Genomic DNA, 25,659 nt, shown 5'->3' with positions numbered 1-25,659 from the left:
CCTCCCGTCCCGCCCGCCTGCTGGCCGCGGCCTGGATGGACGGCATCCGCCTGATTGACAATATCGCAGTCCCTAAACTAAATTTTTAGTAGGGGCTGGTAGCGGTAGCACTTTTGCGTTTATTGTCCCCGGTCAGAGGAGACTGGAGGGCAGCCGATGACCTATATTCTGGCAATTGATCAGGGCACCACGTCGACCCGGGCAATCCTGTTTGATGCAGGAATGCAGGTCGCGGGCACCGCGCAGCAGGAGTTCACCCAGCATTACCCGCAAGCGGGCTGGGTGGAGCATGACCCGGAGGAGATCTGGGAAACCACCGTCGCGGTCTGCCGCAAGGTGATGGCGGAGCTGGACGTCTCCGCCGCGGACATCGCGGGCATCGGCATCACCAACCAGCGCGAAACCACCGTGGTCTGGGACAGGGCCAGCGGCAAGGCCATTCATAACGCTATTGTCTGGCAGGACCGCCGCACCGCCGCCATCTGCGAAGAACTGCGCGCGGCGGGCAATGCAGAGATGGTGGCCGACCGCACCGGGCTGCTGCTCGATCCCTATTTCTCCGGCACCAAGGTGAAATGGATCCTCGACACCGTACCGGGCGCGCGCGAGCGGGCCGCGGCGGGCGATCTTCTGTTCGGCACGGTGGATACCTTCCTGATCTGGCGCCTGACCGGCGGCGTCTCCCACGCGACTGACGCCACCAACGCGGCGCGGACGCTGATGTATGACATCCGCAAGGGCCGTTGGAGCCGCACCATCAGCGACCTGCTGGACGTACCGCAGCAGATGCTGCCGGAGGTGAAGGACAGCGCCGCAGAGTTCGGCACCACCATCCCGGAGATTCTGGGCGGCCCGGTCCCGATCCTGGGCGTGGCGGGCGACCAGCAGGCGGCGACCATCGGCCAGGCCTGTTTCCAGCCGGGAATGATGAAATCCACCTACGGGACGGGGTGCTTTGCGCTCTTGAACACCGGGGATGAGCCGGTGGTGTCGAAGAACCGGATGCTGACGACCATCGCCTATCAGCTCGACGGCAAGCCCACCTATGCGCTCGAAGGCTCGATCTTCATCGCCGGCGCCGCGGTGCAATGGCTGCGCGACGGGCTGGGGATCATCGGCAAGGCAAGTGAAAGCGGCGTTCTGGCGGCCAAGGCGGATCCGGGGCAGGACGTGATCCTGGTGCCGGCCTTCACCGGCCTCGGCGCGCCCTATTGGGAGCCTGAGTGCCGCGGCGGCATGTTCGGCCTCACCCGCAACTCCGGCCCGGCGGAGTTCGCCCGCGCCGCGCTGCAAAGCGTCGCCTACCAGACCCGCGATCTCTATGAGGCGATGCGCGCCGACTGGGAGGACGACAGCCACCACACCGTGACCCTGCGCGTCGATGGCGGCATGAGCGCCAGCGACTGGACCATGCAGAGCCTGTCGGACCTTCTGGGCGCTGCTGTCGACCGCCCGGTGATGCAGGAAACCACCGCGCTCGGCGCCGCCTGGCTGGCGGGGATGCGCGCTGGGATCTATCCGGACCAGACCGGCTTTGCCGACACCTGGAAGCTCGACCGCCAGTTCTCGCCGCTGATGCAGCCCGCCGCGCGCGAAGCGGCCTATGCCCGCTGGCAGCGCGCTGTCCAGGCCGTGATTGGAGTCTGACCCTGCGGCGTGAGGGGCAGGGCGGGGCGCTCCCGCCTGCTCCTGCCCATTCAAAGAATGTGCCTCACAGTTGGGCATAGCGCCGCGCTTTGCGCGGCGTTTTTTTCGCTGAGAAGCGGTTTAAGGGCAGGTCTGCCCTTAAACGCGCCTGATCGAGTGTGTTCACGCCCATCCGCGCCTCAAGGGTGAACCGTGCCTGCGGCACGGCGGCTGTGCTGCCCTTGACCCGCGGCTGGCCGCAGGAGTGCCTCAGCTCACGCGGGCGCCTGCCGGAATGGTCGGAGGGCGCGCGTTCAGTTCCTCGATGGAGAAGCCCGCAATCGACTTGTACTTGGCGGCATGGGCGGCCAGTTCAGAACGCGGAATAACCTCGCTGATGTCCCGGAAATCTCCGCCGCAGAGGTTCTCCACCCGCTGCAGCACCCCGTCCGGCCCGCCGCCAGCGCGGTTGGCCTGGCCCACTGCCGTGGTCACCGGACGCACCTCTGCCTCATAGGCCTGGAGCGCGGCGGCAGTCACCCCGTGCTCCAGCAGTTTCGCGCCGATCACCCGCGCGTCCACGATGGCCTGGCTGGCGCCGTTCGACCCCACCGGATAAGTCGGATGCGCAGCGTCCCCCATCAGCGTGACGTTCCCGACCGTCCAGCGCGCCAGCGGATCGCGGTCCACCATCGGGTATTCATAAACAACCTCCGCCCCGCGGATCAGCGCCGGAACGTCGACCCAATCAAACCGCCAGCCTTCGAAATCCGGCAGGAACTCCTGGATGTCTGCGGGCCGGTTCCAGTCTTCCCGGCGCCAGGGTGCAGAAGGATCAAAGCTCTTCTCCGCGATCCAGTTCATCATGACGCGGCCCTCCGCATCTGGCGCGGAGATCGGGTAGGCCACCAGCCGCAGGTGGTCATGGCCGATCATTGCCATCGATGCGCCGCCCTTGAAGGCGGGCGCCCTAGTGGTGGCCCGCCAAAGGATGCGGCCGTTCCAGATGGGCGCGCCCTCATCCGGCACCATCTGCGCGCGCAGGGCGGAGTGGATGCCATCCGCTGCAACAACCAGCGCCCCCTCGATCCGCCGTCCGTCCGCCAGCAGCAGCGCGGCGCCGCCGCCCGTGTGTTCAAACCCGGCGGCCCGTGCGCCGGTTTCCAGGCAATCCGGCCCGGCCCGCTCCGCCAGAGCCCGGTAGAGCACCATTTGCAATTCGCCCCGGTGCACCGAATACTGCGGCCAGGCATAGCCTGCGCCCAAGCCGCGGGGCTCCTCCCAGATCGTCCTGCCGAGTTTGCTGTAAAACCCCAGCTGCCGGGTCCGCACGCCGATGGCGTCCAGCTCTGCTTCCAGCCCCAGGTCGAGCAGCTCCCGCACCGCGTTGGGCTGCAGGTTGATGCCGACCCCCATCGGCTTCAGCGTGCGAGCGGCCTCGAAGATGCGGAACGGCACCCCGATCTGATGCAGTGTCAGCCCAAGAGACAGCCCGGCGATGCCGCCGCCGGCGATAAGGATGGACATGATAAGTATACTCCCTATTTGCGCAGGCAGATAACCACGGTGCACGCAGCAGGGCAAGCAGGCAGGGAAGAAAAGGGGTCAGCGCCGTCCGGCGATGATCAGGTCGGGACCGAAGATCACGTCGGCGTAGTTGTGCAGGTAGATCTTCAGCCAGGGGGTGAAGCGCTCCGGATGGCGGCTCACCTCGGCCAGCAGGTCGTGGTAGTCGACCCAGCGGGTTTCCATCACCTCATCCGGGTTGGCGGCGATCCGCAGCGGCCGGTGGGCATGGGCCAGGAACACATCGACCGCCTCATGCTCGACCAGCCCGTTGCCGACATCGGCGCGGTATTCCAGGTGGTGGCGGAACTCGGGGTAGAGGCCGGTCAGCCCCAGCTCCTCGTTCATCCGGCGCACCGCGCAGGCTGAGGGCTGCTCGTCCCATTTCGGATGGGTGCAGCAGGTGTTCGCCCAGAGGCCCGGCGTGTGGTACTTCCCCATCGCCCGGCGCTGCATCAGGATTTCCACGCCTTTCACCACAAAGACGGAGACCGCCTTGTGCTTCAGCCCGCGCTCATGCGCGGCCAGCTTGTCAACCGGTGTCAATTCACCGTTCACCCAGGCGGGAATCATATGGCTCATGCTGTGTCCGTGACGGTTTTCTGTTCTGCGGCCTGCCGCATTTCGACAGCTATAGAGACTACCGCTAACGTTTGCGGGCACGGAAAGCAATTACGCGAAAAGCCGCGGCGAAAATGCCGCGGCTTCACACCCGCCCTTGACGGTTTCAGGGCTTATTCGGTGGCCGCTTCCGCGCCTTCCTCAGCCGCGCCTTCTTCGGCTGCGGCTTCCTCTGCCGGGGCCGGGCCGTGGCTGGCCAGGAAGGCATAGATGTCCTCGCCGCCCTTCTTCAGGCGGAAGGACATTTTCGACTTGGCCTTGGCGTTGCCGGTTTCGGCCTGCAGGAACTTCTTGGGGTCGGCGGCGAAGGCAACGAATTTCTCTTCGTCCCAGACCAGCCCGGCTTCGCCTGCCGCGACCAGGTCATCGCCGTAGTTGAAGCCATCGGCGGTGCCCGCCTGGCGGCCCGCCAGGCCCCACAGGTTCGGGCCGGTCTTGCCGCCCTTGACGATCACGTCGCCCGAGTCGGAAACCACCATGTGGCACGACTTGCACTTGTTGAACCCCTTCTCGCCCTTGGCCGGGTCGCCTTCGGCAAAGGCAGGGGCGGCGAGGAGGCCGAAAATGGCGGCAGTCAAAAGAGGTTTCATATTGCTTGCTCCAGTCTATGAGTTGGCAGGTGTGACTCATGATTTATTAGCCGGCAGTGTCAACCGGCAGTTTGACGCGCATCAAAGTCCCGGCAGGAAGCTGCGGTGTTTCATGGCGCGGCCCAGCAGGGCAGAAGATCGCCCGGTTCCGGGCGGGCGAGATAGACCGCGCGTGCGATGGCGCGGCTCAGGCACAGCGCGGCAGCATGGCAGAGCTGGCCCAGTTCCGCGTCCGGTGCGTCCAGCGCTCTGGCGCCGGTGCTGGCGGCAAAGACCAGATCGCCGTCGCCGGGGGAATGCGCCGGCACGATGGCGCGGCCGATGCCGTCATGCGCTGCCGTGGCCAGGCGCTGGCACTGCGCCTTGGTCAGCGCCGCATCGGTGGCGACGATGGCGATGGTGGTATTGGCGCGCTCCGGCGGCAGCGGGGCGCCGCCCAGTTTCTGAATGGCCTCGATCTTGCGGCTCTCCAATGTGCGGCCCAGTCCGGCGGCATTGTCCGGGCCCAGCCCGCCGAATTCCCCGCCGATTTCAAACTGGGCGGCCCAGAAATGCCGCTCCCCCGGCGTGGTGACGGCGCCCAGCGGATTGGCGGCGACCAGCGCGCCCACCGTCACGCCAGTGTCCAGCACCAGCGAGGCGGACCCCAGCCCGCCCTTCAGCATCGCGGTCAGCGCGCCCGCGCCTGCGCCGGCGGTGCCAAGGGCGAAGTCCTCCGCCGCCCCTTCAAAGGCCGCCCGCCCCAGGGCGCGGTAAGGGTTTTGATCCCAGTCCTTCTGCCCGCCGTTCAGCAGGTCAAACAGGATCGCTCCGGGCACCAGCGGCACCCGTGCGGGCCCGACCGGAAAGCCGCGGCCCTTGGCGTGCAGCGCATCCATCGCCCCGGAGCAGGCCTCCAGCCCGAAAGCCGAGCCGCCTGACAGCACCAGCGCGTCGATCCTGGCCACCGATTTGTCAGGTGCCAGCAAATCCGTCTCCCGCGTGCCCGGCGCGCCGCCCATCACATGCACCGAGGCGGTGAAGGGTGAGGCCGCCGTCAGCACCGTGGTGCCGGACTTCAGCGCCGCATCCTGAGCGTTGCCGACCAGGAGGCCGGGCACGTCGGTGATCAGGTTCTTGGGGCCGGGGAGCATGTCGTTTGGTCCTTCTTGAATGAAGCGCGCCGGCGCGCGCTGCCTCCGGCGGGAGTGTTTTCCGCAAAGAAGAAGGCGGACGTGTCAGATCCGCGGCTTGGGGGCTGCGGTTGCCGGATCGCCGGTGTTCGGCTCCCCCTTGGGTTCCATGAGCAGGACTTTGCATTCCTGCTCGGCGCGGGGGCGGTGGATGACGCCCTTGGGCACCACGAAAAGCTCTCCGGCGCGCACGGTCTGCGGCGGCTGGCCGTCGATGTCCATCACCATCTCCCCTTCGAGCACCAGGAAGAAATCATCGGTGTCCGGGTGGTTGTGGAACGGGAACTCGCCCTGAAACTTCACCACCATCACGTCGTTGCCGTTGTAATCCGCCACCACATGCGGGTCCCAATGGCTGGAAAACATTGCCAGCTTCTCGGCAAGATTCACGGTTTTCATATGCAGCGTCCTCCGTCCACTTCCATCGCCACGCCAGTGACCATGCTGGCCTCGTCCGAGCACAGGAAGCAGGCCGCGTTGCCCATGTCCTCCGGTGTCGAGAAGCGGCCGATCGGGATCGTGGACAGGAACTTGGCACGCATCTCCGGGGTGTCCTCTCCCATGAAGGATTTCAGCAGCGGCGTTTCCCCCGCCACCGGGTTGATCGCATTGACCCGCACCCCGTGCGGCGCCAGCTCCACCGCCATCGTCCTGGTGGCGGTGATCATCCAGCCCTTGGAGGCGTTGTACCAGTTGAGGTTGGGGCGCGGCGACACCCCGGCGGTGGAGGCAACATTCAGGATCGCGCCCCGCTGGTTGGCCTTCATATGCGGCACCAGGGCGCGGGCGGTCAGATAAACCGATTTCATGTTAACGCCCATCACCCGGTCAAAGTCGTCCTCGCTGATCTCCTCCAGCGGCGCGGGCAGGTGGGTGACGCCTGCGTTGTTCACCAGGATATCCAGCTGCCCGAAGGCCGCCAGCGCCGCCTCAGCCATCGCCGTGACCGAGGCGCGGTCCGAGACATCCACGGTTTGCGCAATCGCATTGCCGCCCAGCTCTGCCGCCATCGCCTCTGCTGCAGAGCCGTTGATATCGGCAATCATCACCCTTGCGCCTTCGGCCAGGAACTTGCGCACGATGCCTGCGCCAAAGCCCGAAGCGCCGCCGGTCACGATGGCGGTTTTTCCGTCCAGCCGCATGATCTGATCCTCCCGGTTGTTTGCGCCAGCATGGGCCGCGCGTGCGCCGGGTGCAATCCGCGGTTTCAATCCGGGTCGATTTTACCGCGCGTCGCTTTCAGCTCGCCGCGCTGCTTCTTGGCCTCCAGCCGCCGCTTGACCGAGCCGCGGGTGGGTTTGGTGGCGATGCGCCGCTTGGGCGCCACCAGCGCCTTGCGCACCAGCTCCACCAGCCGCTCGCGCACGATCTCGCGGTTCCGCTGCTGCGAGCGGGTCTCGTCGCATTGCAGGATGATCGCGCCTTCCTTGGTCCAGCGCCGCCCGGCCAGCCGCTTCAGCCGGGATTTGACCGCAGGCGCCAGCGCGGGCGAACGGGCGGCCTCGAACCGCAGCTCCACCGCGGTGGCCACCTTGTTCACATTCTGCCCGCCGGGGCCCGAGGCGCGGATGAAGCTCTCGGTCATTTCCCAGTCCTGCAGGGTGATTTGGTCGTTGATGCGGATCATGTCTGTGACGGTTTGCGGAACGCGGGCTTTAAAATCGAAAGGGCTGTTCCACACGCGGGGAACAGCCCTTCGAGATGATAGGAGGTGCACCGGTTAGGTCAGCACCAATTCAGGGGTCTATACGTACCAAGGGCTGCCTCGGCCGCACTCCTTCTGAACTGTTCCGGCACTGCTCTCCATAGCTTCTCTAGACAATGGGCACCTCCTTTCTGATGTTTCGTGTACCCCCAGCCTGCCACAGATTCGGCAGATGTCAAAACAAAATCATGTGGTCTTCTTGGTTAACGAACGCACGATGATGCGGAAGGGCACAAGCGCGAGCAGCGCCAAGGACAGTTTCACCAGCCAATCGGCAAAGGCCAGCGAGACCCAGTAGGGCACCAGCGGCCCGTGGCCGATCAAGGGCAGCATGTCGCCCGCCCAGGAGGTATCGTTGGCCGGCTCGATCCAGGCCAGCGAGAGGGAAAATGCGACGGAGAAGAAGATCGCGGTGTCCACGGTGGAGCCGATCAGGGTGGAGGCCAGCGGCGCCCGCCACCACTTGCCCTCGCGCAGGGCGGAGAAGATGGCGACGTCCAGCATCTGCGCCGTGAGGAAGGCGAGGCCGGAACCGATTGCGATGCGCAGGGTCACCGCCGGATAGGTGAAGCCGTCCCCTTCCAGCATGATCCGGGTGCCGATGAGCGAGCAGATCACCCCGGTGATGAAGCCCGCCACCACGACCTTGCGTGCCGCCGCGGCACCGTAAACGCGGTTCATCACATCGGTCACCAGGAAGGCCACCGGATAGGTGAAGGCGCCCCAGGTCAGCCAGTCGCCGAACAGGAATTGCACCAGGACGTTGGAGGCCACCACCACGGCGGCCATGGCAAGAATGCCGGGTATATGCGAGCGGGTCATGCGCAGGATCCGTTTGTTCCGGGGCCGCGGAGCGGGCTCCGCAGCAGCAAAAGACCGGCCCCTTTAAACTGTATGCGCCTGTTCCGCAAGGTTTCCGGGCCCAGTGGAGGAAAGGCGCGCACTCCCGCCCGCGCCGGGTGCATTCGGGGAATGCCCCCTTGCGGTTGGGCCGGGCGCCGCTGGCGCGGCGCGGGTGTGCTGCGTCAGCGGGGCAGCGCGTATTCCACCAGTTCGGTGCGCTGCACCGGCAGGAAATTGTCGTCCGACACCATGGTGGCGCGCATCTCGCCGTTGCCGCCGGCCCAGATCGACAGGCCTTCGAGGTTGTCATGGGTGCCGGGGCCGGTTTGCAGCAGGGTTGTCTCATTCACCGGCCCGGCAGCGGTGATATCCCAGCGGCGCAACCGGCTGCGGAAGCCGAGCAGCGTCAGGTCGCGCTCCAGCAGATAGAACCGCCCGTCGGGGCCGAAATCCGCATCCACCGGCAGGAAGCCGCCGCGCGGCGGCAGGCTGAAGGGGCGCGACCAGCGGCGGCCGTTCCAGCGCCAGACCGGGATCTGGCCGTGCTTGTCAAAGGCGCGCTCCGGCAGCGTGTAGAGCCGTCCGCGGGAATCGATGGCCAGCGTTTCCAGCGATTTGTTGGGCGGCAGCTTGCGGAACCCCTTGGGCCGGGGCAGCACCTTGGCGGGGCCGTCCGGGCGGCGGTAGCGGGCCACCCGCGCCGCACCCTCGAATGAGATATAGCGGCTGCCGTCCGGCGCGACCGCCAGGCCCTCGCTGTCGCCGGCAAAGCCGCGCAGGGTCTTGCCGGTGGAGGCGCGCAGCCGGTGCGCGGTGCGGGCCGTGACGCCGGAAATCCTGCCGTCGTTGCGCTGAATGTCCGTCGTGACCAGCGTTGACCGGTCGCTCAGCACCACCATGGACGTGCCGTCATCGGTGATCTTCAGCGCCGAGAAGCCGCCGAACCAGGGCTTTTTCAGTGTCCAGGTATAGCTGCCCAGGTACTGCGCCTTGCTGTCCGCCGCCAGCGGCCGGCTGGCGGCATAGCCGGCTGCCGCCAGGCCGGCGGCAGCGGCAACAGCCAGGATCAGTTTGATTGCAGAACGGCGGCGCATTGCTTGGGCAGGTCCGAAAGGGTGTAGTCCCGCCGTGGTTTAGGCTTTGGCGCGTTCGGGTCAACCGGTTTCGGCGGCGGCGGGTTCAGAATGTTGTTCACCCACTGCTGCGCATCGGCGCAGCCGTCGCCCTTGGGCGGGGCCGCCTGGTCAACACAGCCGCGCGCGCCGCGCGGGCAGTTCAGCCGCACATGAAAGTGGTAGTGATGCCCCCACCAGGGCCGGATCTTGCGCAGCCAGCGGCGGTCGCCCTTCTCGTCATTGCACATCTGCACCTTGGCGCCGGGAAACACGAAGATCCGCGCCACCCGCTTGTCCTGCGCCGCCGCTTTCAGGATCTCGTGGTGCGCCCGCGTCCAGCTGGCGTTCACATAGGCCCCCTTGGCCCGGCGCATAGAGATCGAGGAGATGTTCTCGCGCGCGCTGCGGCTGAGGTTCAGCCGGTCCGGCGGGCGCATCCAGATGTCGATGTCCAGCCCGATCTGGTGGCTGCGGTGGCCCGACAGCATCGGCCCGCCGCGCGGCTGGCTGATGTCGCCGATATAAAGCCCCTTCCAGCCGCGCTGCTTGGCGGCCACGCGGCTCAGGTCCTTGACGAAGCCGATTGCTGCCGGGTGGCCCCAGTTGCGGTTGCGGCTCAGCCGCATCGCCTGCCAGGTGGGGCCGGTTTCCGGCAGCTGCTCGGCGCCGGCCACGCAGCCCTTGGCATAGGAGCCGAACGGCGCGGGTTTTTGCTGTGAAGCGCTGGGCTTGGCCCCGAACAGCGCCTTGGCGGGGGTCTGCGCGCTTGCCGGAACACTCAGTCCCGCAACCGCCAGACAGATGGCAAGTAACAGTCTCAACCCTGATCTCCTTCTCCTTGAACCCAGAATAACAATACCAATCCGATCAGAAACAGGCCGATGACCGGGGTGATCCCCAGCCGGGCGCTGCCGGTGACAGTTGTTGCAACGCCGATCAGCATCGGCGCCAGAAACGCGGTGGCGCGCCCCGACAATCCATAAAGGCCAAAGCTCTCAGTCGCGTCCCTGGGGCTGGTGTGGCGCACCATCAGGCTGCGGCTGGCCGCCTGCAGGATGCCGCCGAAGCCGCCGATCAGCACACCGCAGCCAAAGAACACCGTATCCGGCAGGGTGGAGCCCTCGGCCAGCGGCACGCCGAAAATCTGATGCCGCGACATGGAAACGATGATCAGGCAGACGAAAGACAGGATCAGGATCGAGGTGATGATCACCGGCTTGGGGCCGAACCTCCGGTCGGCCTTGCCGCCGAGCCAGCTGAACAGGGTGGCGGCAAAGGCGGCGACGATGCCGAATATGCCGATCTGGGTGATCTCCCAGCCCAGCACCAGCTTGGCATAGACGCCGCCGAACCCGTAAAGCCCGTTCAGCGCATCGCGGTAGAACATCGAGGAGCCGAGGTAACTCGCCAGGCTCAGCCGGTTGCGCAGCCCGGAGACCAGCTTGACCACCATCTGCCAGGCCTTGCCCAGGCTGGCCTTGCGCCCCGTCGCGCCGCGGTCCTTCACCCACAGGAAATAGGGGATCATGAAGACGGCAAACCAGATCGCGGTGAAGGGGCCGACAGCACGGGTGCCTTCCTTGGCCTCCGCATCCAGGCCCAGGGCCGGGCTGAGGCCAATGAGCGTCTTGCCGGTGCCCTGCTCCACAAACAACAACAGCATGATGAACAGCGCAATCACCCCGCCCAGGTAGCCAAAGGCAAAGCCGGAGCCGGAAATGTCGCCCACATCCTCGCGGCTGGCCAGCGTCGGCAGCTGCGCGTTGACAAAGATCAGGGCAAACTCTGCTCCGATGAAGCCAAAGCCGAAACTGACCAGCATCCACCACAGGTTGCTGCCGCCCGGGTCCATGTACCACAGCCCCCAGGCGCCGATCAGATACATCAGCGAAAACATCATGATCCAGGGCAGCCGCCTGCCGGTGATATCCGCCAGCGCCCCCAGGAACGGCGCGCCGAAGCCGATTATCAGCCCGGTTATGGTCAGGCACATCGACCACACGGTCTGCGCCTGCGCCTTGGCCCCCTCGCTGTCCAGGCCCTGGCCCATGAAATGCTCGGCGGCGACGGCGGCAAAAAACGGGCTGAACACAAAGGTGACGAGCAATGTCTGGTAGGGCTGACTGGCCCAGTCAAAGAACCACCATCCCCAGATCCGCTTGCGCGTGGACACCTGCTGCATACCCGGCCTCTTGTTATTGTTGCCTTCAGGTATGGCAGGCGGGCAGGGGCCTAGGCAAGCCCGTCCTGCATCGGCGGCCAGGGCCGGCCGCCATCCGCCGCGCACCAGTCCCGGATCCAGCCCGGCAGCTCGGGCGAGGCTTCCGCGTCCTGCCCCAGCGCCTCCAGCACCTGTTGCGGCGGCACGATGCCGTTTTTGTCCGTGACGGCGGTGCGCAGCATCACATGGCTGGCGCAATCGCCGTTCTTTTTCCACATCGACTGCTCGACGTAGATGAATTTCCCGTCCCATCCGGCGGTGCGGCTGCGCATCTCGAACTTCTCGAAGCCGCGGATGCGGCGGCGGTAGCGCACCGAGGACCCCGCCACCGTCAGCCCCCAGCGGCGTTCGCGCAGGCACCGGATCAGCCCCACCCGCTGCGCCAGCATGGTGCGCCCCAGATCATACAGCGTCATGGTGCGGCCGTTGTTCAGCTCCATCCACATGTCCAGGTCCCAGGGCCAGCAGATGTGGCTGGAGACATGCATGCCGGTGATCGGCAGCCGCTCCATCCGGCTGGCCAGAACGGTATCCTTGATCAGTCGGACAATCGGGTACATCGGCGCGCGCTCCTTGATGGCATGTGCCCGTGATGCCACCCGTTTACAGCGCGTCAACCGCAACCTCGCGGAAGCCTTGCGCATTTCGCCGCGTCTGCTTACCTGTGTGGCTGTTCGAAAGAGGGAAATACCGATGGTCTCGCTGTTCCAAATCCTGATGCTGATCCTGGACATCGTCTGGTTCTTCATCATTGCCCATGTGATCATGAGCTGGCTGATCAACTTCCAGGTGCTGAACCTGCACCAGCAGCTGGTGGCACAGATCTGGTACGGGCTGAACCGGATCCTGGAACCGCTATACGCCCCTGTGCGCCGCTTTATGCCCAATATGGGCGGGCTGGACCTGGCGCCGCTGGTGGTGCTGGTCGCCGTCTACGCGCTGCGCATCATCCTGGTGAACAACGTCTCGGCGTTCTACTGAACCCAGCCTGAAAAGTTCCGCCCGGCGGCACGCCGGGCAGCGCCCGTCCGCCCACGGACGGACGCCGCCCTTTGTGGCGTTTCGGTATGTGGGAGAATAGGCGCCTATGCCTCTTGCTGCCCCATGCCTCCTGTGGGATTGTGCCTGCCAAGCAAGAGCAGACCACCACAACAAGGCACACCGCCCCCATGACAGCCCCGGCATCCCCGGCACAACTGACTGGCGCGTCCCCGATCCTGCGCGAGATTTTCGGCTTTGATGCCTTCCGCCCGGGGCAGGAGGAAATCGTCGATGCGGTGACCGCCGGGGAGAACGTGCTGGCGATCATGCCCACCGGCGGCGGCAAGTCTCTGTGCTACCAGCTGCCCGCGCTGCTGCGCGATGGCATCACCGTGGTGATCTCCCCCCTCATCGCCCTGATGCGCGACCAGGTCCGCGCCCTGCAGGAGGCCGGCGTCAACTCAGGCGCCCTCACCTCCGGCAACACCGACGAAGAGACCGAAATGGTCTGGGAGGCGATCGAGGCCGGGCGGCTCAAGCTCCTCTACATGGCGCCTGAACGCCTCGCCTCCGGTGCTGCCATGGGCATGCTGCGCCGCATCGGTGTCAGCCTGATTGCGGTGGACGAGGCCCATTGCGTCAGCCAGTGGGGCCATGACTTCCGCCCCGATTACCTGCGCATCGGCGAGCTGCGCCGTGCCCTGGACGTGCCACTGGCGGCCTTCACCGCCACCGCCGACCAGGAAACCCGGGAAGAGATCGTCCAGAAACTGTTCGACGGCGAGGCCCCCCGCAGCTTCCTGCGCGGCTTTGACCGGCCCAACATCCATCTGGCTTTCGGTGCCAAGGACAGCCCGCGCCGCCAGATCCTGGAGTTTGCCGCCGCCCGCAAGGGCCAGTCCGGCATCGTCTACTGCGGCACCCGCGCCAAGACAGAGGCCCTGTCCGCCGCCCTGCGCGAAGCGGGCCATTCCGCCTGTTTCTACCACGGCGGCATGGAGGCCGAGGACCGCCGCATCGTCGAGACGCGTTTCGCGCGCGAGGACGGGCTGATCGTGGTCGCCACCGTCGCCTTCGGTATGGGCATCGACAAGCCCGACATCCGCTGGGTCGCCCACGCCGATCTGCCGAAATCGATCGAGGCCTATTACCAGGAAATCGGCCGTGCCGGCCGCGACGGCGCGCCGGCCGAAACCCTCACCCTGTTCGGCCCCGACGACATCCGCCTGCGCCGCAGCCAGATTGACGAGGGCCTCGCCCCGCCCGAACGCCGCGCCGCCGACCACGCGCGCCTGAATGCTCTGCTGGGCCTGGCCGAGGCGCTGCACTGCCGCCGCCAGAAACTGCTGGGCTACTTCGGCGAAGACGCGGAACCCTGCGGCAATTGCGACCTCTGCGATACGCCTGCCGATGTGTTCGACGGCACCACCGTGGTGCGGAAGGCGCTGTCGGCTGTTTTGCGGACAGAAGAATGGTTCGGCTCCGGCCACCTGATCGACATCCTGCTGGGCGCCGACAACGAGCGGATCCGCGCCAAGCGTCATGATGAGCTGTCGGTTTACGGCTGCGGCAAGGAGTTCGGCAAGCGCCAGTGGCAGGCGGTGTTCCGGCAGATGATGGGCCACGACCTGCTGCGGCCCGACCCGGACCGCCACGGCGCCCTGCGGTTTACCGAAGCCGCCCTGCCGATCCTGCGCGGCGAGAAGTCCATCGAACTGCGCCGCGACACCATCAAATCCGCCGACCGCCGCCCGGCGGTGAAGGCGCTGGTCTCCGAGGAGGACGCGCCGCTCCTCTCCGCGCTCAAGGCCAAGCGCCGGGCGCTGGCGGAGGCGCAGAAAGTGCCGGCCTATGTGATTTTCCCCGACCGCACCCTGATCGAGATGGCGGAGATGCGCCCGGAAACCCTCGACCAGATGGCCCGCATCAACGGCGTCGGCGCCAAGAAGCTGGAACGCTACGGCGATGATTTCCTGGGCGTGATCACCGGCGCGTCTGAGCAGCTGCATCCGGCGCGGCGCAAGCTGGCGGGGCGTGAGTCCGGCTCGATCTACGACGGGCTTCTGGAAGTGCAGGCGCAGCTGGCACGCGGTGAATGCGGCACCCTGAAACCGCTCACTTGCTCGGCGTCGCTGCTGGCCAAGGTGGCGCAGCTGCGCGAGGGCGACGAGGACGGCCTCGCAAGGCTGCTGGGGGAGCGACGCGCCGAACGTTTCGCGGCGGCGTTTCTGGACGTCCTGCGCGGCGCGGGCTAGGGTCGCGCCAAGAAACGGGCAAGGCACCAAAGGGGGCAGATATGCTGGTAGTGACCTCTCCGGCCAAGAAGCTGGACTGGGCGGAACGGGAGCAGGAGATGACCTGGCCCGCGCTGCATGACGACGCGGTGGAACTGGCGGATGTGGCGCGCGGGCAATCCGTGGCGGATCTGATGAAGCTGATGCACATCAGCGAGGATCTGGCCAAGCTGAACCACGCCCGCTTCCAGGACTTTGCCGCCGACCCCAAAACAGAGGCCACCCGCCCGGCGGCGCTGGCCTTTGCCGGCGACACCTACCAGGGGTTGGAGGCCGCCTCGCTGGACGCCGAGGAAATGGCCTGGGCGCAGGAGCATTTCCGTATCCTGTCGGGGCTTTATGGCGTGCTGAGGCCGCTGGACGCGATGCAGCCCTACCGGCTGGAGATGGGCTCGCGCCTGAAAAACCCGCGCGGCAAGAACCTCTATGAGTTCTGGGGCCGCAAGATCTCTGACGCGCTGAACGCGCAAGCAGAGGCCGCGGGCGCGGAGGTGCTGGTGAACTGCGCCAGCCAGGAATATTTCGGCGCGGTGGATCTGGCGGCGCTGAAGCCGCGGGTGGTCACGCCCGTGTTCATGGAAGACAAGAACGGCACGCCGAAGGTGGTGAGCTTCTATGCTAAACGCGCCCGCGGTGCGATGGCGCGGTATATCATTCAGCACCGGCTGACGGATGCACAGAGCCTGCTGGACTTCGATGCCGGCGGATACGCCTATCAGCCGCAAATGTCGGAACCGGATAAGCCCGTCTTCCTGCGCAAGGCCTGAGGCATAGCGGCAAGGCGCCCGCCCGCTCCGGCACATTCAAGGAATGAACCGCCCCGGCTGGGCCCGGCAGCGCGCGGGGGCATTGCCGCTCAGTGCGTGCCTCCCGCCGCGGCCCGGGCAGGCGGGGCATCAGCCTCCAGCGGCTGGATGCCGGCAGGGGCATGGGTGCGGATCTGCTCGAAAATCAGCGCCTTGCGCAGCGGTTTGGTCAGGTAATGGTCCAGCCCGGCGGCCAGAATGCCCTCGGAATCGCCGGCCATCGCGTGCGCGGTCAGCGCCACAACCGGCACGTGGCCGCCGGTCCCCGCCTCCAGCCTGCGGATCTCCGCGGTGGCTTCCTTGCCGTCCATCATCGGCATCGAGATATCCATGAAGATCAGGTCGGGGCGGAAGCTCTTGAACGCCTCCACCGCCTCCAGCCCGTTGCCGGCGAACTGCAGGTCGATGTTCAGCTCTTTCACGATCTTGCGGAACACCAGCTGGTTGGTCTTGTTGTCCTCCGCGGCCAGCACCCGCATCTTGCGCAGACCGGGGGCTGCAGGCCGGGCCGGCGGCAGCGGCGCGGCTGCGGCGGGCCCGGGTGCCGCCGCGGGCCCTGGCACGGCGGCCGGGGCCGCAGCGGGGGAGGGTGGCGAGAGGACTGGTGCCGGAGCCGGGGCATGGCTGCTGAGCCGGGCCAGCTGGCTGAACAGATCGTCGCGCGGCGCCGGGCTTTGCAGCACGCCGCTGACCAGCTGCCGGACATCGGCGCCGATGGCCGCATGCGGGCTGGAGTTCAGCAGCAGCACCGGCACCCCGTCCCAGCCGGAAGACCTGAGGTCGCGGGCCAGCTGCAGCCCGTCCAGCCCCGGCAGGTTGTGGCCGCTGAGAACCAGGCTGATGCCCTCCTGCATGGCCGCCAGCGCGGCGCCTGCGGTGCCCGCCGTGGTGACCTGGATTCCCAGCATCTGCAAATGCTTCTGCAGGATCTCGCAGTTCAGAGGCACATCGTCTACCAGCAGCACATGGCGCAGGCTGCCGGGCAGTTTCGGCAGCGTCTGCTCTGCCGCGCCTGCGGCAACCGGCAGCGGCAGGCGGAAACCGAAGCAGGAGCCCTTGCCCTCTTCGCTGTCGACCCAGATCTCGCCGCCCATCATTTCGATCAGCCGCTTGGAGATCGCCAGCCCCAGGCCGGTGCCCTCGAACTTGCGGTTGCGCTCGTCCTCGACCTGGTTGAATTCGCCGAACACATGCTCCAGCTTCTCTGCCGGGATGCCGATGCCGGTGTCCTCGATGGTGACATGCACCGCGCACTGGCCGTCTTCCGGGGAGGTGATGCCGGTCACCCGCAGGGTCACATGGCCGTCTTTGGTGAATTTCACCGCATTTCCGGCCAGGTTGGTCAGCACCTGCCGGATCCGGCCCGGGTCGCCGGTGAAACGCGTCGGCAGGAACAGGTCGTAGTCCACCAGCAGCGCCAGCCCCTTGTCGCGGGCGGTGGGCTGCAGCAGCATCACCACCTCATGCAGGCTGCGCTCCAGGTCGAACTCCTGCGGATGCAGCTCCAGCTTGTCGGCCTCGATCTTGGAATAGTCCAGCACGTCATTGATGATGACCAGCAGCGCCTCGCCCGAGTTCTTGATCGTGCTGGCGTAAAGCCGCTGTTCGTCGTTCAGGTCGGTATCGTTCAGCAGTTCGGCCATGCCCACCACCCCGTTCATCGGGGTGCGGATCTCGTGGCTCATATTGGCGAGGAAGGCGGATTTGGCCCGGTTGGCCGCCTCGGCCCGGGCGCGGGCGTCCTGCAGCTCCTGCTCATAATGCACGGTCGAGGTGATATCGAGTGCCAGCGTCACCACGTCGCCGCCGTGGCAGCGCTGGTCGATCAGCCGCAAGTAACGCTCATCCCAGAGCTGGACCACAACCGGTTCCGGGGAAACGGACTTCCAGCGCTCCGTCATCATCGCGTGCCAGTCCCTGGCCTTCATGCTGCCGGTGCTGATCAGCCCCTCTTCGATCAGCAGCTCCAGGATCCGCTCATAGGTGATGCCCGGCGTGACCTCCTCCAGCCCGTCAAAGATGTTGAGGTAGGCGGTATTGGCGCCGATCAGATGGCCGGCGGCGTCAAAGAAGGCAAACCCGTCCTGAAACGCCTGGATCGAATGCCACAGCCGCCGTTCGGCGGTCTCGATCTTCTCGTTGGCGGTGTGGAGGTCGGATTTCACCTTGGCGTTTTCGTCGCGCACCGTGGCAACTTCAGCCTGGGTCTGGCCGATCTGCTTGGTCAGCGCCAGCGCATGGCGGCCCAGCTTGCGGTTGGCAGCAGAGAGTTCGGCTTGCTTCAGCTCAAGCAGCCGTTCGGCGGCCAGGCGGGCGCGCCTTTCTTCCGCTAATTTGTCGGCAAGGCTCATCCCTGCACTCTCCGCAATACATAAACAAGAACGGCGCACGGCTAATTCCGCGCGCAAACGCAGCCGGGCTGCTTTGCGTTAGTGTTACGCGGAGGAATCTTGCTATGACGTTAAGCCCGTGCCAGCCTGCCTCCAGTATTGGAGGGTGCCATGCCGCGTCTGTTTGCTTTTACCTTATGCTACTTTATTGCTTTTCTTGCGTTTCTTCCCGCTGCCCGGGCGCAGCAGGCGGTTCCTGAATTCCGCTACCGCGCGTATGCGGACACTGATTTCTTCGGCTCCGACCTGCAGCCGCTGTTCGATACAGACGTGGAATCCTGCGCCCGCACCTGCTCGGCGCAGGCGGATTGCGCAGGCTTCGTGTTCAATCAAAGGGCCAACGCCTGTTTCCCCAAATCCGCGCTGGGGCAATCCAGCCCCTATGCAGGCGCCGTGTCCGCAGTGAAACAGCCTGCCGCATCCGGGCTGGCTGCCGCGGCAGCCTCGCGCGCCGCGCGGCTGGATTTTGTTCCGGAGCAGGCGCTGCAGCGCGCCGCCGGCCTCGCCCGCAGCCTCGGGCTGGACTACCCGCTGTCCACGGATGACGCGGCAGAGGCCCGCGCCGCCGCCCGCACCCTGCTGCGGGGCGGCGAGTCCCGGGCCGCCCTGCGCTTGATGGCGCAGGCGGTTGTGCTGAGCGATCAGGCCGCGGATTGGACGCAATTCTCCGGGTATTTGCTGCGCGCCGCCAAGGACAGCAGCAGCCGCAGCCAGCAGCGCCGCTACCGCGCGCAGGCGTATTCCGCCGCGCTGAACGGCTACTTGCGGGCCAGTGCCCCGGAAAGCCAGGCTGAGGCGCTGTCAGCGGCCGCTGATGCACAGCAGCTGCAGGGCAGGGGCCGCGCCATGCTGCCATTGCTGCGGCTGGCGCAGGACATCGCTCCGGATGCCGCCCGTGCCGCGCAGCTGGAGGATGCCATTGCCAAATACGGCTTCCGAGTCACCTCCAGCACGGTGGAAAGCGACAGCGCCGCACCGCGCATCTGCGCCGAGTTCTCCGAGAATCTGGAACAGGCCGGTACCGATTACGAGAACTACGTCCGCCTGCCCGAGGGCAGCCTCGCCGTCACCGCCCAGGGCCGCCAGCTGTGCCTCGAGGGGGTGGAGCATGGCAAGCGCTACCGCATCACCCTGCGCAGCGGCCTGCCCGCGGCCAGCGGCGAGCAGCTCTACAAAGACGTGGAGCTGACCCATTACGTGCGCGACCGCGCCCCGCAGGTCCGCTTTCCGGGCCGCGCCTATGTGCTGCCCGCGGGCGGCCAGGCCGCGCTGCCGGTGGAAACCGTGAACCTGACCGGCCTCGACCTGCGCCTGCGCCGAGTCAGCAGCCGCAACGTGCTGCGCACCCTGCAGGAGGGCTATTTCGCCAAGCCGCTGTCCCAGTGGGAGGATGAGCATTTCGCCGCGGATATTGCCGAGGAAATCTGGACCGGCAGTGCTGAAGTGAACACCGCCATCAATCAGGTGATGACCAGCCGTCTGCCGCTGGATGAGGCTCTAAATGGGCAGAAACCGGGCTTATTTGCGCTCACCGCGCGGGTGCCGGGCGCCGATCCTTATGACGACGCGGGCGCCACCCAGTGGTTTGTGCTGACCTCCCTGGGCCTTTCCACCATGTCCGGCAGCGACGGCCTCCATGTGCAGGTGCAATCCCTGGCGGATGCTCAGCCGCATGAGGGCGCCGAGGTCAGCCTGATCTCTTCCGCCAATGAGGTTTTAGCGACCGCAACCAGCGACTCCAGCGGTTATGTGCAGTTCGCCCCCGGCCTCACCCGCGGCTCCGGCGGCGCGGCACCGGCGCTGATCACCGCGCGGGCAGGGGAGGGCGACTTCACCTTCCTGCCGCTGAATGACGCGGCCTTTGACCTGTCGGACCGCGGCGTTGCCGGCCGCCCCGCGCCGGGACCGGTGGATGTGTTCCTCGCCACCACCCGCGGCGCCTTCCGCGCCGGCGAAACCGTGCATGCGACCGCGCTGGCCCGTGACAGCAACGCGCAGGCCATCGACGGCCTGCCGCTCACCGCGATCCTGCTGCGCCCCGACGGCGTGGAATACACCCGCCAGACCTCCGCCGCAGGCCATAAGGGCGGCCATGTCTTTGCGCTTGCCACCGGCCCCGCCGCCCCGCGCGGCACCTGGCGGATCGAGATCAAGAGCGACCTCAAAGCCCCCGCACTCGCCAGCCGCCAGATCCTGGTCGAGGATTTCCTGCCCGAACGGATAGACTTCGAACAGCAGGTCACAAATGCCGGCAGCCTCCGCCCCGGCAGTGCCGCGCAGATTGCCCTGCAAGCCGACTACCTGTTTGGCGCGCCGGGCGCGGGCCTGAAGGTGGAGGGCAGCCTCCGCCTCACCGCGGCAAACACACTGGAGCAATGGCCCGGCTTCCGCTTCGGCCGCTATGACGACCCCTCCTCGGCCCAAACCGAGTATTTCGGTGGCCAGGAAACCGGCGCGGATGGCCGTGCGGCATTCTCTGCCAGCCTCCCCGCCGCCACCCCGGCAGAGGGCAAGCCGCTTCTGGCGACCCTCACCACCCGCGTCGCTGACGGGTCTGCCCGCCCGGTTGAGCGCGTGCTGGAACTGCCCGTGCGCCCCGCTGGCCCGGTCCTCGGCATCAAGCCGCAGTTTGACGAGGTGGCGGCAGAAGGCTCTGAGGCAGGCTTCGAACTCATCGCCCTGTCCCCGGACCTGACACCCATGCCGATGCGGGTCAAATGGACCCTGAACCGGGTCGAGACCCGCTACCAATGGTATCAGCTCTACGGCAACTGGAACTGGGAGCCCATCACGCGCCGCACCCGCATCGCCACCGGCGAGGCGCAGCTGGGCAGCGATCCCATGCCGCTGTCGCAGCCCGTCGACTGGGGCCGCTATGAGCTGGTGGTGGAACGCCTTGATGGCGCCTATGCCTCCGCCGCCTATGACTTCTACGCCGGCTGGTACGCGCCCGAAGGCAGCACCGAGACACCCGCCCGGCTGGAATTGTCGCTGGACAGCGAGAGCTACACCCCCGGCGACACCGCCCGCCTGCGCATCGTGCCGCAGGCCGCGGGCACGGCGCTGGTCTCTGTGGTCTCAAATCATCTGATCCACCGCATGGCCGTCGAAGTGCCTGCAGGCGAAACCGTGATCCCGTTGGAGGTGACGCAGGATTGGGGCAGCGGCGCCTATGTGACCGCAACCGTGATCCAGCCCGTGGCTGGCGACAGGGGCCGCACCCCGCTGCGCGCCCTAGGGCTGGCCCACGCCAGCGTCACCCAGCCCGGCCAGCAGCTGCAGGTCGCAATTGACGTCCCCGAAGTCATCCGCCCGCGCGGCACCCAAATTGCGAAACTCCGCGTCGATGGCGCGGCTGAGGGCGACGAGGTCTGGCTCACCGTCTCCGCGGTGGACCTCGGCATCCTCAACCTCACCGGCTTCACCAGCCCCGACCCCAGCGCGCATTACTACGGCCAGCGCCGTCTGGGAATGGAGCTGCGCGACGTCTACGGCCGCCTGATCGACCCCGGCAACGGTGCGATGGGCCGGATCCGCTCGGGCGGTGACGCTGACAGCGGTATGAAGATGCAATCGCCGCCGCCAACGCAGGATCTGGTGGCGCTGTTCTCCGGCCCGCTGAAAGTGGACGCCAATGGCGAGGCGGAGTTCCCGATGACCCTGCCTGCCTTCAACGGCACCGTGCGGCTGATGGCCGTCGCCTGGTCGGGCAAGGCCGTCGGCCAGGCAGAGGCCGACATGCTGGTGCGCGACCCGGTGGTGGTCACCGCCTCGCTGCCGCGCTTCCTGGCGCCGGGCGATGAAAGCCGCGCCCGCATTGAGATCGTGCATGCCGACGGCCCGGCGGGTGAAATGCAGCTGACCGCCAGCACCGCAGGCGGCCTGACGCTGGGCATTTTGCCCGCCGCAGTCACCCTGGCCGAGCAGGGCAAGGCTGTGCTGGAACTTCCGGTCACGGCTGAAACCGTGGGCGACCATGAGCTGACCCTCACCCTCACCACCCCGGACGGGCAGGACCTGCGCCAGACCCTGCGCCTGCCGGTCCGCGCCAATGATCCGGTGACGTCCGAGACCCGCCGCTTCACCCTGGCGGGTGGCGACACCTTCCTGTTCAGCAAGGACGTCTTCGCGGGCCTCCGCCCCGGCACCGCCCGGGCCACCATCTCCTCCGGCCCGCTGGCGAAATTCGACGTGCCGGGCCTCTTGGCGGAACTGGATCAGTACCCCTACGGCTGCACCGAGCAGGTCACCTCCAAGGCGCTGCCGCTCCTCTACCTCAGCAGTGTGGCGCAAGCCGCGGGGCTGGGGAACGGTCCGGCGGTGGACGCCCGCATCAACGCCGCCATCCGCCAGGTGCTGACCCGCCAGGCCCCCAGCGGAGCCTTCGGCCTCTGGCGCGCCGACAGCGGCGAGTTCTGGCTCGACGCCTATGCCAGCGACTTCCTCAGCCGCGCCCGGGCCCAAGGCTACGCGGTGCCGCAGCAGGCCTTCGCCCTGGCAATGGACAACCTGCGCAACCGCATCAACTACGCCGCCGACTTCGACAGGGGCGGCGAGGAGATCGCCTATGCCCTCCTGGTGCTGGCCCGCGAAGGCGCCGCCCAGATGGGCGACCTGCGCTATTACGCTGATGTGAAGGGCGACTCCTTTGCCACGCCCCTCTCCGCCGCCCAGCTGGGCGCAGCCCTTGCGGCTTATGGCGACCAGCGCCGCGCCGACCGGATGTTCGCCCGCGCCGCGCAGGTGATCGGCTCTGAGGCGCAGGGCGAAGCCCGTCTCTGGCGCGCCGACTTCGGCACCCGCCTGCGCGACACCGCAGGCGTTCTGGCGCTGGCGGCGGAGGCCGGATCGGAAGCGGTGGATCGCGCCAGCCTGTCGGCGCGGCTCTCGAACGCAAGCGGTATCCGCTCCACACAGGAATCCGCGTGGACCCTGATGGCCGCCCATGCCCTGGCCCAGAACCCCGAAGACTCCGGTCTTCTGGTCAACGGCCAGCCGGTCCAGGGCCCGTTTGTGCAGGCCGCGGACGGACAGAACACGCCGGAACTCGCGCTGACCGCTGCCAGCGGCCGCACCGCGGAAATCACCCTCACCACCCTTGGCGTGCCCAAGGTCCCGCCCGCCGCGGGCGGCTTCGGCTACACTATCGAGCGCAGCTACTACACGCTGGAGGGCCAGCCGCTGGAGGTGCAGTCCGTTCAGGCCGGCGCGCGCTTCGTCGCGGTCCTGCGGGTGAAGCCGCATGAGAAGACCGGCGCCCGGCTGATGGTGAACGACCCGCTGCCCGCGGGGTTCGAGATCGACAACCCCAACCTCCTGCGCTCCGGCGACCTGCGCGACCTGGACTGGCTGAACCCGGCTGAGGCCGAACACGCCGAATTCCGCAGCGACCGCTTCCTGGCGGCGGTGAACGTGCGCGATGCAGGGCAGGTGACGCTGGCCTATGTGGTTCGTGCAGTGACACCCGGGGTGTTCCACCACCCGGCGGCTTCGGTCGAGGACATGTACCGCCCCGCCTACCGCGCCCGTACCGGCACGGGGCGTGTGGTTGTGAAGTGAAGCGCTGGCGGACCAAACCTAAGGGCAGGGCCCGGCCCGGCGGGGTGGGAAGCGAAGCGCCCGCCCCGTGGGGGGCGGGACGGGCGCTGCCCGGCCTTTGGCCAGGCAAAAGGCTGAAATGGTATGCCGCTGCTTTAGCGTTTCTGCTTATTGCAATCTTTACGGCCTATCGCGCCTTCGACACTTGGATCGACCGCACAAACCTGCCGCTCACCCTCACCGAAACTTCCACCGAAGTCCTCGACCGCAACGGCAAGCTCTTGCGTGCCTACCCGGTCGGCGACGGCCTCTGGCGCCTTGCCGTGCAGCCCGCAAACGTCGACCCGCGCTTCCTGCAGATGCTCCTGCGCTACGAGGACAAACGCTTCCGCGCCCATGCCGGCGTTGACCCCATCGCCCTCCTGCGCGCTGCGGGCCAGGCGCTGTGGAACGGCCGCACAGTCTCCGGCGGCTCTACCCTCACCATGCAGGTGGCGCGCCTGCTGGAAGACGGCACCACCGGGCGCTGGGCGGGCAAGCTGCGGCAGATGCGAGTGGCGCTGGCGCTGGAACGCCGTCTCAGCAAGGATCAGATCCTCACCCTCTACCTGACCCACGCTCCCTATGGCGGTGCAGCGGAAGGCATCCGCGCCGCGGCCTACAGCTGGTTCGGCAAGGAGCCGAAACGCCTGACGCCCGCTGAGGCCGCGCTGCTGGTCGCCCTGCCGCAATCCCCCGAGCGCCGCCGCCCCGACCGTTTTCCTGAAGCCGCGAATGATGCCCGCGACCGGGTGCTGGCACGAATGCAGCGGCAGGGTCTCCTGACCAACGAACAAACCGAAGCCGCCCGCCGCACCCCGCTGCCGCACCAAATGGCTGTCTTCCCGCGCCTCGCGCCGCATCTGGCCGACCGGGTGACAGATCAGGACCCCGGCAAACGCCAGCTGCACCTGACCCTCGACGGCGCGGTGCAATCGCGGATGCAGCAGCTGCTGGCAGAGGCCGTCCGCACCAGCCCCCGCCTCTCCGCCGCCCTCATCGCCGCCGACCACCAGACCGGCGAGGTACTGTCGCTGGTCGGCTCTCCCGGCTACTCGAACGCCGCACGCCGCGGCTTCGTCGACATGACCCAGGCCATCCGCTCCCCCGGTTCCACCCTGAAACCGCTGATCTACGGCCTCGCCTTCGATCAGGGGCTGGCCCACCCGGAAACCCTGATCCACGACGGGCCGGTCAATTTCGCAGGCTACGCGCCGCAGAACTTCGACGGTGCATTCCGCGGCGACATAACCGTGCGTGAGGCGCTGCACCTGTCTCTCAACATCCCCGTCGTGAAACTGACGCAAGAACTTGGCCCGGCGCGGGTGATGGCCGCCCTGCGCGCAGGCGGTGCCAGACCGCAACTGCCCGGCGGCACCCCCGGCCTGGCGCTGTCGCTCGGCGGCCTCGGCATCAGCCTGCAGGACATGGTGCAGCTTTACGCCGGTCTTGCGGCAGGCGGCCAGGGGCCCAAACTGCGCGTGATGCAAGGCGAGGCGCCGCAGCTCGCAGGCCGCCTGACCTCACCCGAGGCCGCCTGGCAGGTGGCAGACATCCTGCGCGGGCTGCCGGCGCCCGCGGGCGCGCGCGCAGGCAGCATCGCCTACAAGACCGGCACCTCCTACGGCCACCGCGATGCCTGGGCGATCGGCTGGGACGGGCGCCATGTGATCGGCGTCTGGATGGGCCGCGCCGATGGCACCCCGGTTCCCGGCATCTTTGGCGGCGACCTCGCCGCGCCGGTGCTGTTTGAGGCCTTCGGCCGCCTGAAACCTGCGCTCGACCCGCTGCCGCCGCCGCCGCCCGCCACGCTGATCGTCAGCTCCGCAGACCTGCCGCCGCCCTTGCAGCGCTTCCGCCCGCGCGACGCGGCTTTCTCGGAGCCCGCAGACGCGCCCGAACTGATCTTCCCGCCCGAAGGCGCCCGGCTGGCGCTGAACGGCGCAGACCTCACCCTGAAACTCCGCGGCGGCACCGCGCCGTTTCTGGTGATGGCAAACGGCCAGCCGGTGCACTCCGGCCAGCGTCGCCGCGAATTCACCCTGCCCAGCCCCGGCCCCGGCTTCTCCTCGCTGGTGATTGTCGATGGCGCCGGCCGCTCCGACCGGGTTAACCTGCGGATCGATTGACCCATGATTTATCCCAAGGCCCT

General features: G+C 67.3%; 18 protein-coding genes and 1 pseudogene. 6 read left to right on the top strand and 13 right to left on the bottom strand.

Annotated features, from left to right (window positions below; all coding sequences use genetic code 11):
• Window positions 1-156: 156 nt before the first annotated feature.
• The gene (glpK, locus tag AB1A62_RS15465) at window positions 157-1,647 is read left to right on the top strand and encodes a glycerol kinase GlpK (protein ID WP_366662347.1); all 1,491 of its coding nucleotides are present in this window, start codon (window positions 157-159) and stop codon (window positions 1,645-1,647) included.
• 249 nt (window positions 1,648-1,896) lie between these two features.
• On the opposite strand, the gene AB1A62_RS15460 is transcribed toward glpK, so the two are convergent.
• From AB1A62_RS15460 to AB1A62_RS15405, 12 genes and pseudogenes are all read right to left on the bottom strand, one after another.
• A complete protein-coding gene (locus AB1A62_RS15460) occupies window positions 1,897-3,153 on the bottom strand; it encodes a flavin-dependent oxidoreductase (protein WP_366662346.1) in 1,257 nt (418 codons plus the stop codon).
• 78 nt (window positions 3,154-3,231) lie between these two features.
• A complete protein-coding gene (gene idi / locus AB1A62_RS15455; protein ID WP_174148381.1) occupies window positions 3,232-3,774 on the bottom strand; it encodes an isopentenyl-diphosphate Delta-isomerase in 543 nt (180 codons plus the stop codon).
• Window positions 3,775-3,926: 152 nt separating this feature from the next.
• On the bottom strand, window positions 3,927-4,403 hold the full coding sequence (locus tag AB1A62_RS15450) for a cytochrome C (RefSeq protein WP_366662345.1): 477 nt from the start codon (window positions 4,401-4,403) through the stop codon (window positions 3,927-3,929).
• 110 nt (window positions 4,404-4,513) lie between these two features.
• Window positions 4,514-5,536: a P1 family peptidase gene (locus AB1A62_RS15445; protein WP_366662344.1), complete on the bottom strand. Its 1,023-nt coding sequence runs from the start codon at window positions 5,534-5,536 to the stop codon at window positions 4,514-4,516.
• A gap of 84 nt (window positions 5,537-5,620) precedes the next feature.
• A complete protein-coding gene (locus tag AB1A62_RS15440; protein WP_366662343.1) occupies window positions 5,621-5,974 on the bottom strand; it encodes a cupin domain-containing protein in 354 nt (117 codons plus the stop codon).
• The gene (locus AB1A62_RS15435; RefSeq protein ID WP_366662342.1) at window positions 5,971-6,717 is read right to left on the bottom strand and encodes an SDR family oxidoreductase; all 747 of its coding nucleotides are present in this window, start codon (window positions 6,715-6,717) and stop codon (window positions 5,971-5,973) included. Before AB1A62_RS15435 ends, AB1A62_RS15440 begins: the two co-directional genes overlap by 4 nt.
• A gap of 65 nt (window positions 6,718-6,782) precedes the next feature.
• The gene (arfB, locus tag AB1A62_RS15430; protein ID WP_366662341.1) at window positions 6,783-7,202 is read right to left on the bottom strand and encodes an alternative ribosome rescue aminoacyl-tRNA hydrolase ArfB; all 420 of its coding nucleotides are present in this window, start codon (window positions 7,200-7,202) and stop codon (window positions 6,783-6,785) included.
• A 264-nt stretch (window positions 7,203-7,466) separates the two neighbouring features.
• Complete coding sequence (locus AB1A62_RS15425) at window positions 7,467-8,102, bottom strand: queuosine precursor transporter (protein WP_366662340.1); 636 nt, start codon at window positions 8,100-8,102, stop codon at window positions 7,467-7,469.
• Between the two features lie 203 nt (window positions 8,103-8,305).
• Window positions 8,306-9,217, bottom strand: a complete 912-nt coding sequence (locus AB1A62_RS15420; RefSeq protein ID WP_366662339.1) for an esterase-like activity of phytase family protein — start codon at window positions 9,215-9,217, stop codon at window positions 8,306-8,308.
• The gene (gene mepA / locus AB1A62_RS15415) at window positions 9,190-10,041 is read right to left on the bottom strand and encodes a penicillin-insensitive murein endopeptidase (protein WP_366662352.1); all 852 of its coding nucleotides are present in this window, start codon (window positions 10,039-10,041) and stop codon (window positions 9,190-9,192) included. Before mepA ends, AB1A62_RS15420 begins: the two co-directional genes overlap by 28 nt.
• Window positions 10,042-10,055: 14 nt before the next feature.
• Entirely contained in the window at window positions 10,056-11,657 is a 1,602-nt protein-coding gene (locus AB1A62_RS15410) for an MFS transporter (RefSeq protein ID WP_366662338.1), read from the bottom strand.
• Window positions 11,540-11,947, bottom strand: a pseudogene (locus AB1A62_RS15405) (acyl-CoA thioesterase); the annotation flags it as partial. The gene AB1A62_RS15410 and the pseudogene AB1A62_RS15405, both read right to left, overlap by 118 nt.
• A gap of 205 nt (window positions 11,948-12,152) precedes the next feature.
• Here AB1A62_RS15405 and AB1A62_RS15400 point away from each other — a divergent pair.
• The 3 genes from AB1A62_RS15400 (at window position 12,153) to yaaA (ending at window position 15,501) form a co-directional block, all read left to right on the top strand.
• On the top strand, window positions 12,153-12,440 hold the full coding sequence (locus AB1A62_RS15400; protein WP_366662337.1) for a YggT family protein: 288 nt from the start codon (window positions 12,153-12,155) through the stop codon (window positions 12,438-12,440).
• 188 nt (window positions 12,441-12,628) lie between these two features.
• Window positions 12,629-14,695 carry a DNA helicase RecQ gene (gene recQ / locus AB1A62_RS15395; RefSeq protein ID WP_366662336.1) on the top strand — a complete coding sequence of 689 codons (2,067 nt, stop codon included), beginning with the start codon at window positions 12,629-12,631 and terminating at the stop codon, window positions 14,693-14,695.
• 41 nt (window positions 14,696-14,736) lie between these two features.
• A complete protein-coding gene (yaaA, locus tag AB1A62_RS15390; protein ID WP_366662335.1) occupies window positions 14,737-15,501 on the top strand; it encodes a peroxide stress protein YaaA in 765 nt (254 codons plus the stop codon).
• Between the two features lie 89 nt (window positions 15,502-15,590).
• On the opposite strand, the gene AB1A62_RS15385 is transcribed toward yaaA, so the two are convergent.
• Window positions 15,591-17,891 carry a response regulator gene (locus AB1A62_RS15385; protein ID WP_366662334.1) on the bottom strand — a complete coding sequence of 767 codons (2,301 nt, stop codon included), beginning with the start codon at window positions 17,889-17,891 and terminating at the stop codon, window positions 15,591-15,593.
• Between the two features lie 150 nt (window positions 17,892-18,041).
• On the opposite strand from AB1A62_RS15385, the gene AB1A62_RS15380 reads away from it, so the two are divergent.
• Window positions 18,042-23,489 carry an alpha-2-macroglobulin family protein gene (locus AB1A62_RS15380; protein WP_366662333.1) on the top strand — a complete coding sequence of 1,816 codons (5,448 nt, stop codon included), beginning with the start codon at window positions 18,042-18,044 and terminating at the stop codon, window positions 23,487-23,489.
• Window positions 23,490-23,632: 143 nt separating this feature from the next.
• Window positions 23,633-25,636 (top strand): penicillin-binding protein 1C, encoded by a 2,004-nt coding sequence (gene pbpC / locus AB1A62_RS15375; protein WP_366662351.1) that lies wholly within the window; start codon window positions 23,633-23,635, stop codon window positions 25,634-25,636.
• Window positions 25,637-25,659: the final 23 nt, after the last annotated feature.

It is taken from the genome of Leisingera sp. JC11 (assembly GCF_040704725.1).
In the GTDB taxonomy this organism is placed as follows: domain Bacteria; phylum Pseudomonadota; class Alphaproteobacteria; order Rhodobacterales; family Rhodobacteraceae; genus Leisingera.
Note: the sequence above shows the minus strand (reverse complement) of the source record. Positions and strands in the feature narration are given on the sequence as shown.

Excerpts from the sequence above, each read along its gene's own strand:
- AB1A62_RS15440 (WP_366662343.1), bottom strand. The coding sequence starts at position 5,974 with ATGAAAACCGTGAATCTTGCCGAGAAGCTGGCAATGTTTTCCAGCCAT.
- arfB (WP_366662341.1), bottom strand. The coding sequence starts at position 7,202 with ATGATCCGCATCAACGACCAAATCACCCTGCAGGACTGGGAAATGACC.
- glpK (WP_366662347.1), top strand. The coding sequence starts at position 157 with ATGACCTATATTCTGGCAATTGATCAGGGCACCACGTCGACCCGGGCA.
- AB1A62_RS15380 (WP_366662333.1), top strand. The coding sequence starts at position 18,042 with ATGCCGCGTCTGTTTGCTTTTACCTTATGCTACTTTATTGCTTTTCTT.
- AB1A62_RS15400 (WP_366662337.1), top strand. The coding sequence starts at position 12,153 with ATGGTCTCGCTGTTCCAAATCCTGATGCTGATCCTGGACATCGTCTGG.
- recQ (WP_366662336.1), top strand. The coding sequence starts at position 12,629 with ATGACAGCCCCGGCATCCCCGGCACAACTGACTGGCGCGTCCCCGATC.
- AB1A62_RS15425 (WP_366662340.1), bottom strand. The coding sequence starts at position 8,102 with ATGACCCGCTCGCATATACCCGGCATTCTTGCCATGGCCGCCGTGGTG.
- AB1A62_RS15460 (WP_366662346.1), bottom strand. The coding sequence starts at position 3,153 with ATGTCCATCCTTATCGCCGGCGGCGGCATCGCCGGGCTGTCTCTTGGG.
- idi (WP_174148381.1), bottom strand. The coding sequence starts at position 3,774 with ATGAGCCATATGATTCCCGCCTGGGTGAACGGTGAATTGACACCGGTT.
- AB1A62_RS15450 (WP_366662345.1), bottom strand. The coding sequence starts at position 4,403 with ATGAAACCTCTTTTGACTGCCGCCATTTTCGGCCTCCTCGCCGCCCCT.
- AB1A62_RS15420 (WP_366662339.1), bottom strand. The coding sequence starts at position 9,217 with ATGCGCCGCCGTTCTGCAATCAAACTGATCCTGGCTGTTGCCGCTGCC.
- AB1A62_RS15445 (WP_366662344.1), bottom strand. The coding sequence starts at position 5,536 with ATGCTCCCCGGCCCCAAGAACCTGATCACCGACGTGCCCGGCCTCCTG.
- AB1A62_RS15385 (WP_366662334.1), bottom strand. The coding sequence starts at position 17,891 with ATGAGCCTTGCCGACAAATTAGCGGAAGAAAGGCGCGCCCGCCTGGCC.
- yaaA (WP_366662335.1), top strand. The coding sequence starts at position 14,737 with ATGCTGGTAGTGACCTCTCCGGCCAAGAAGCTGGACTGGGCGGAACGG.
- AB1A62_RS15435 (WP_366662342.1), bottom strand. The coding sequence starts at position 6,717 with ATGCGGCTGGACGGAAAAACCGCCATCGTGACCGGCGGCGCTTCGGGC.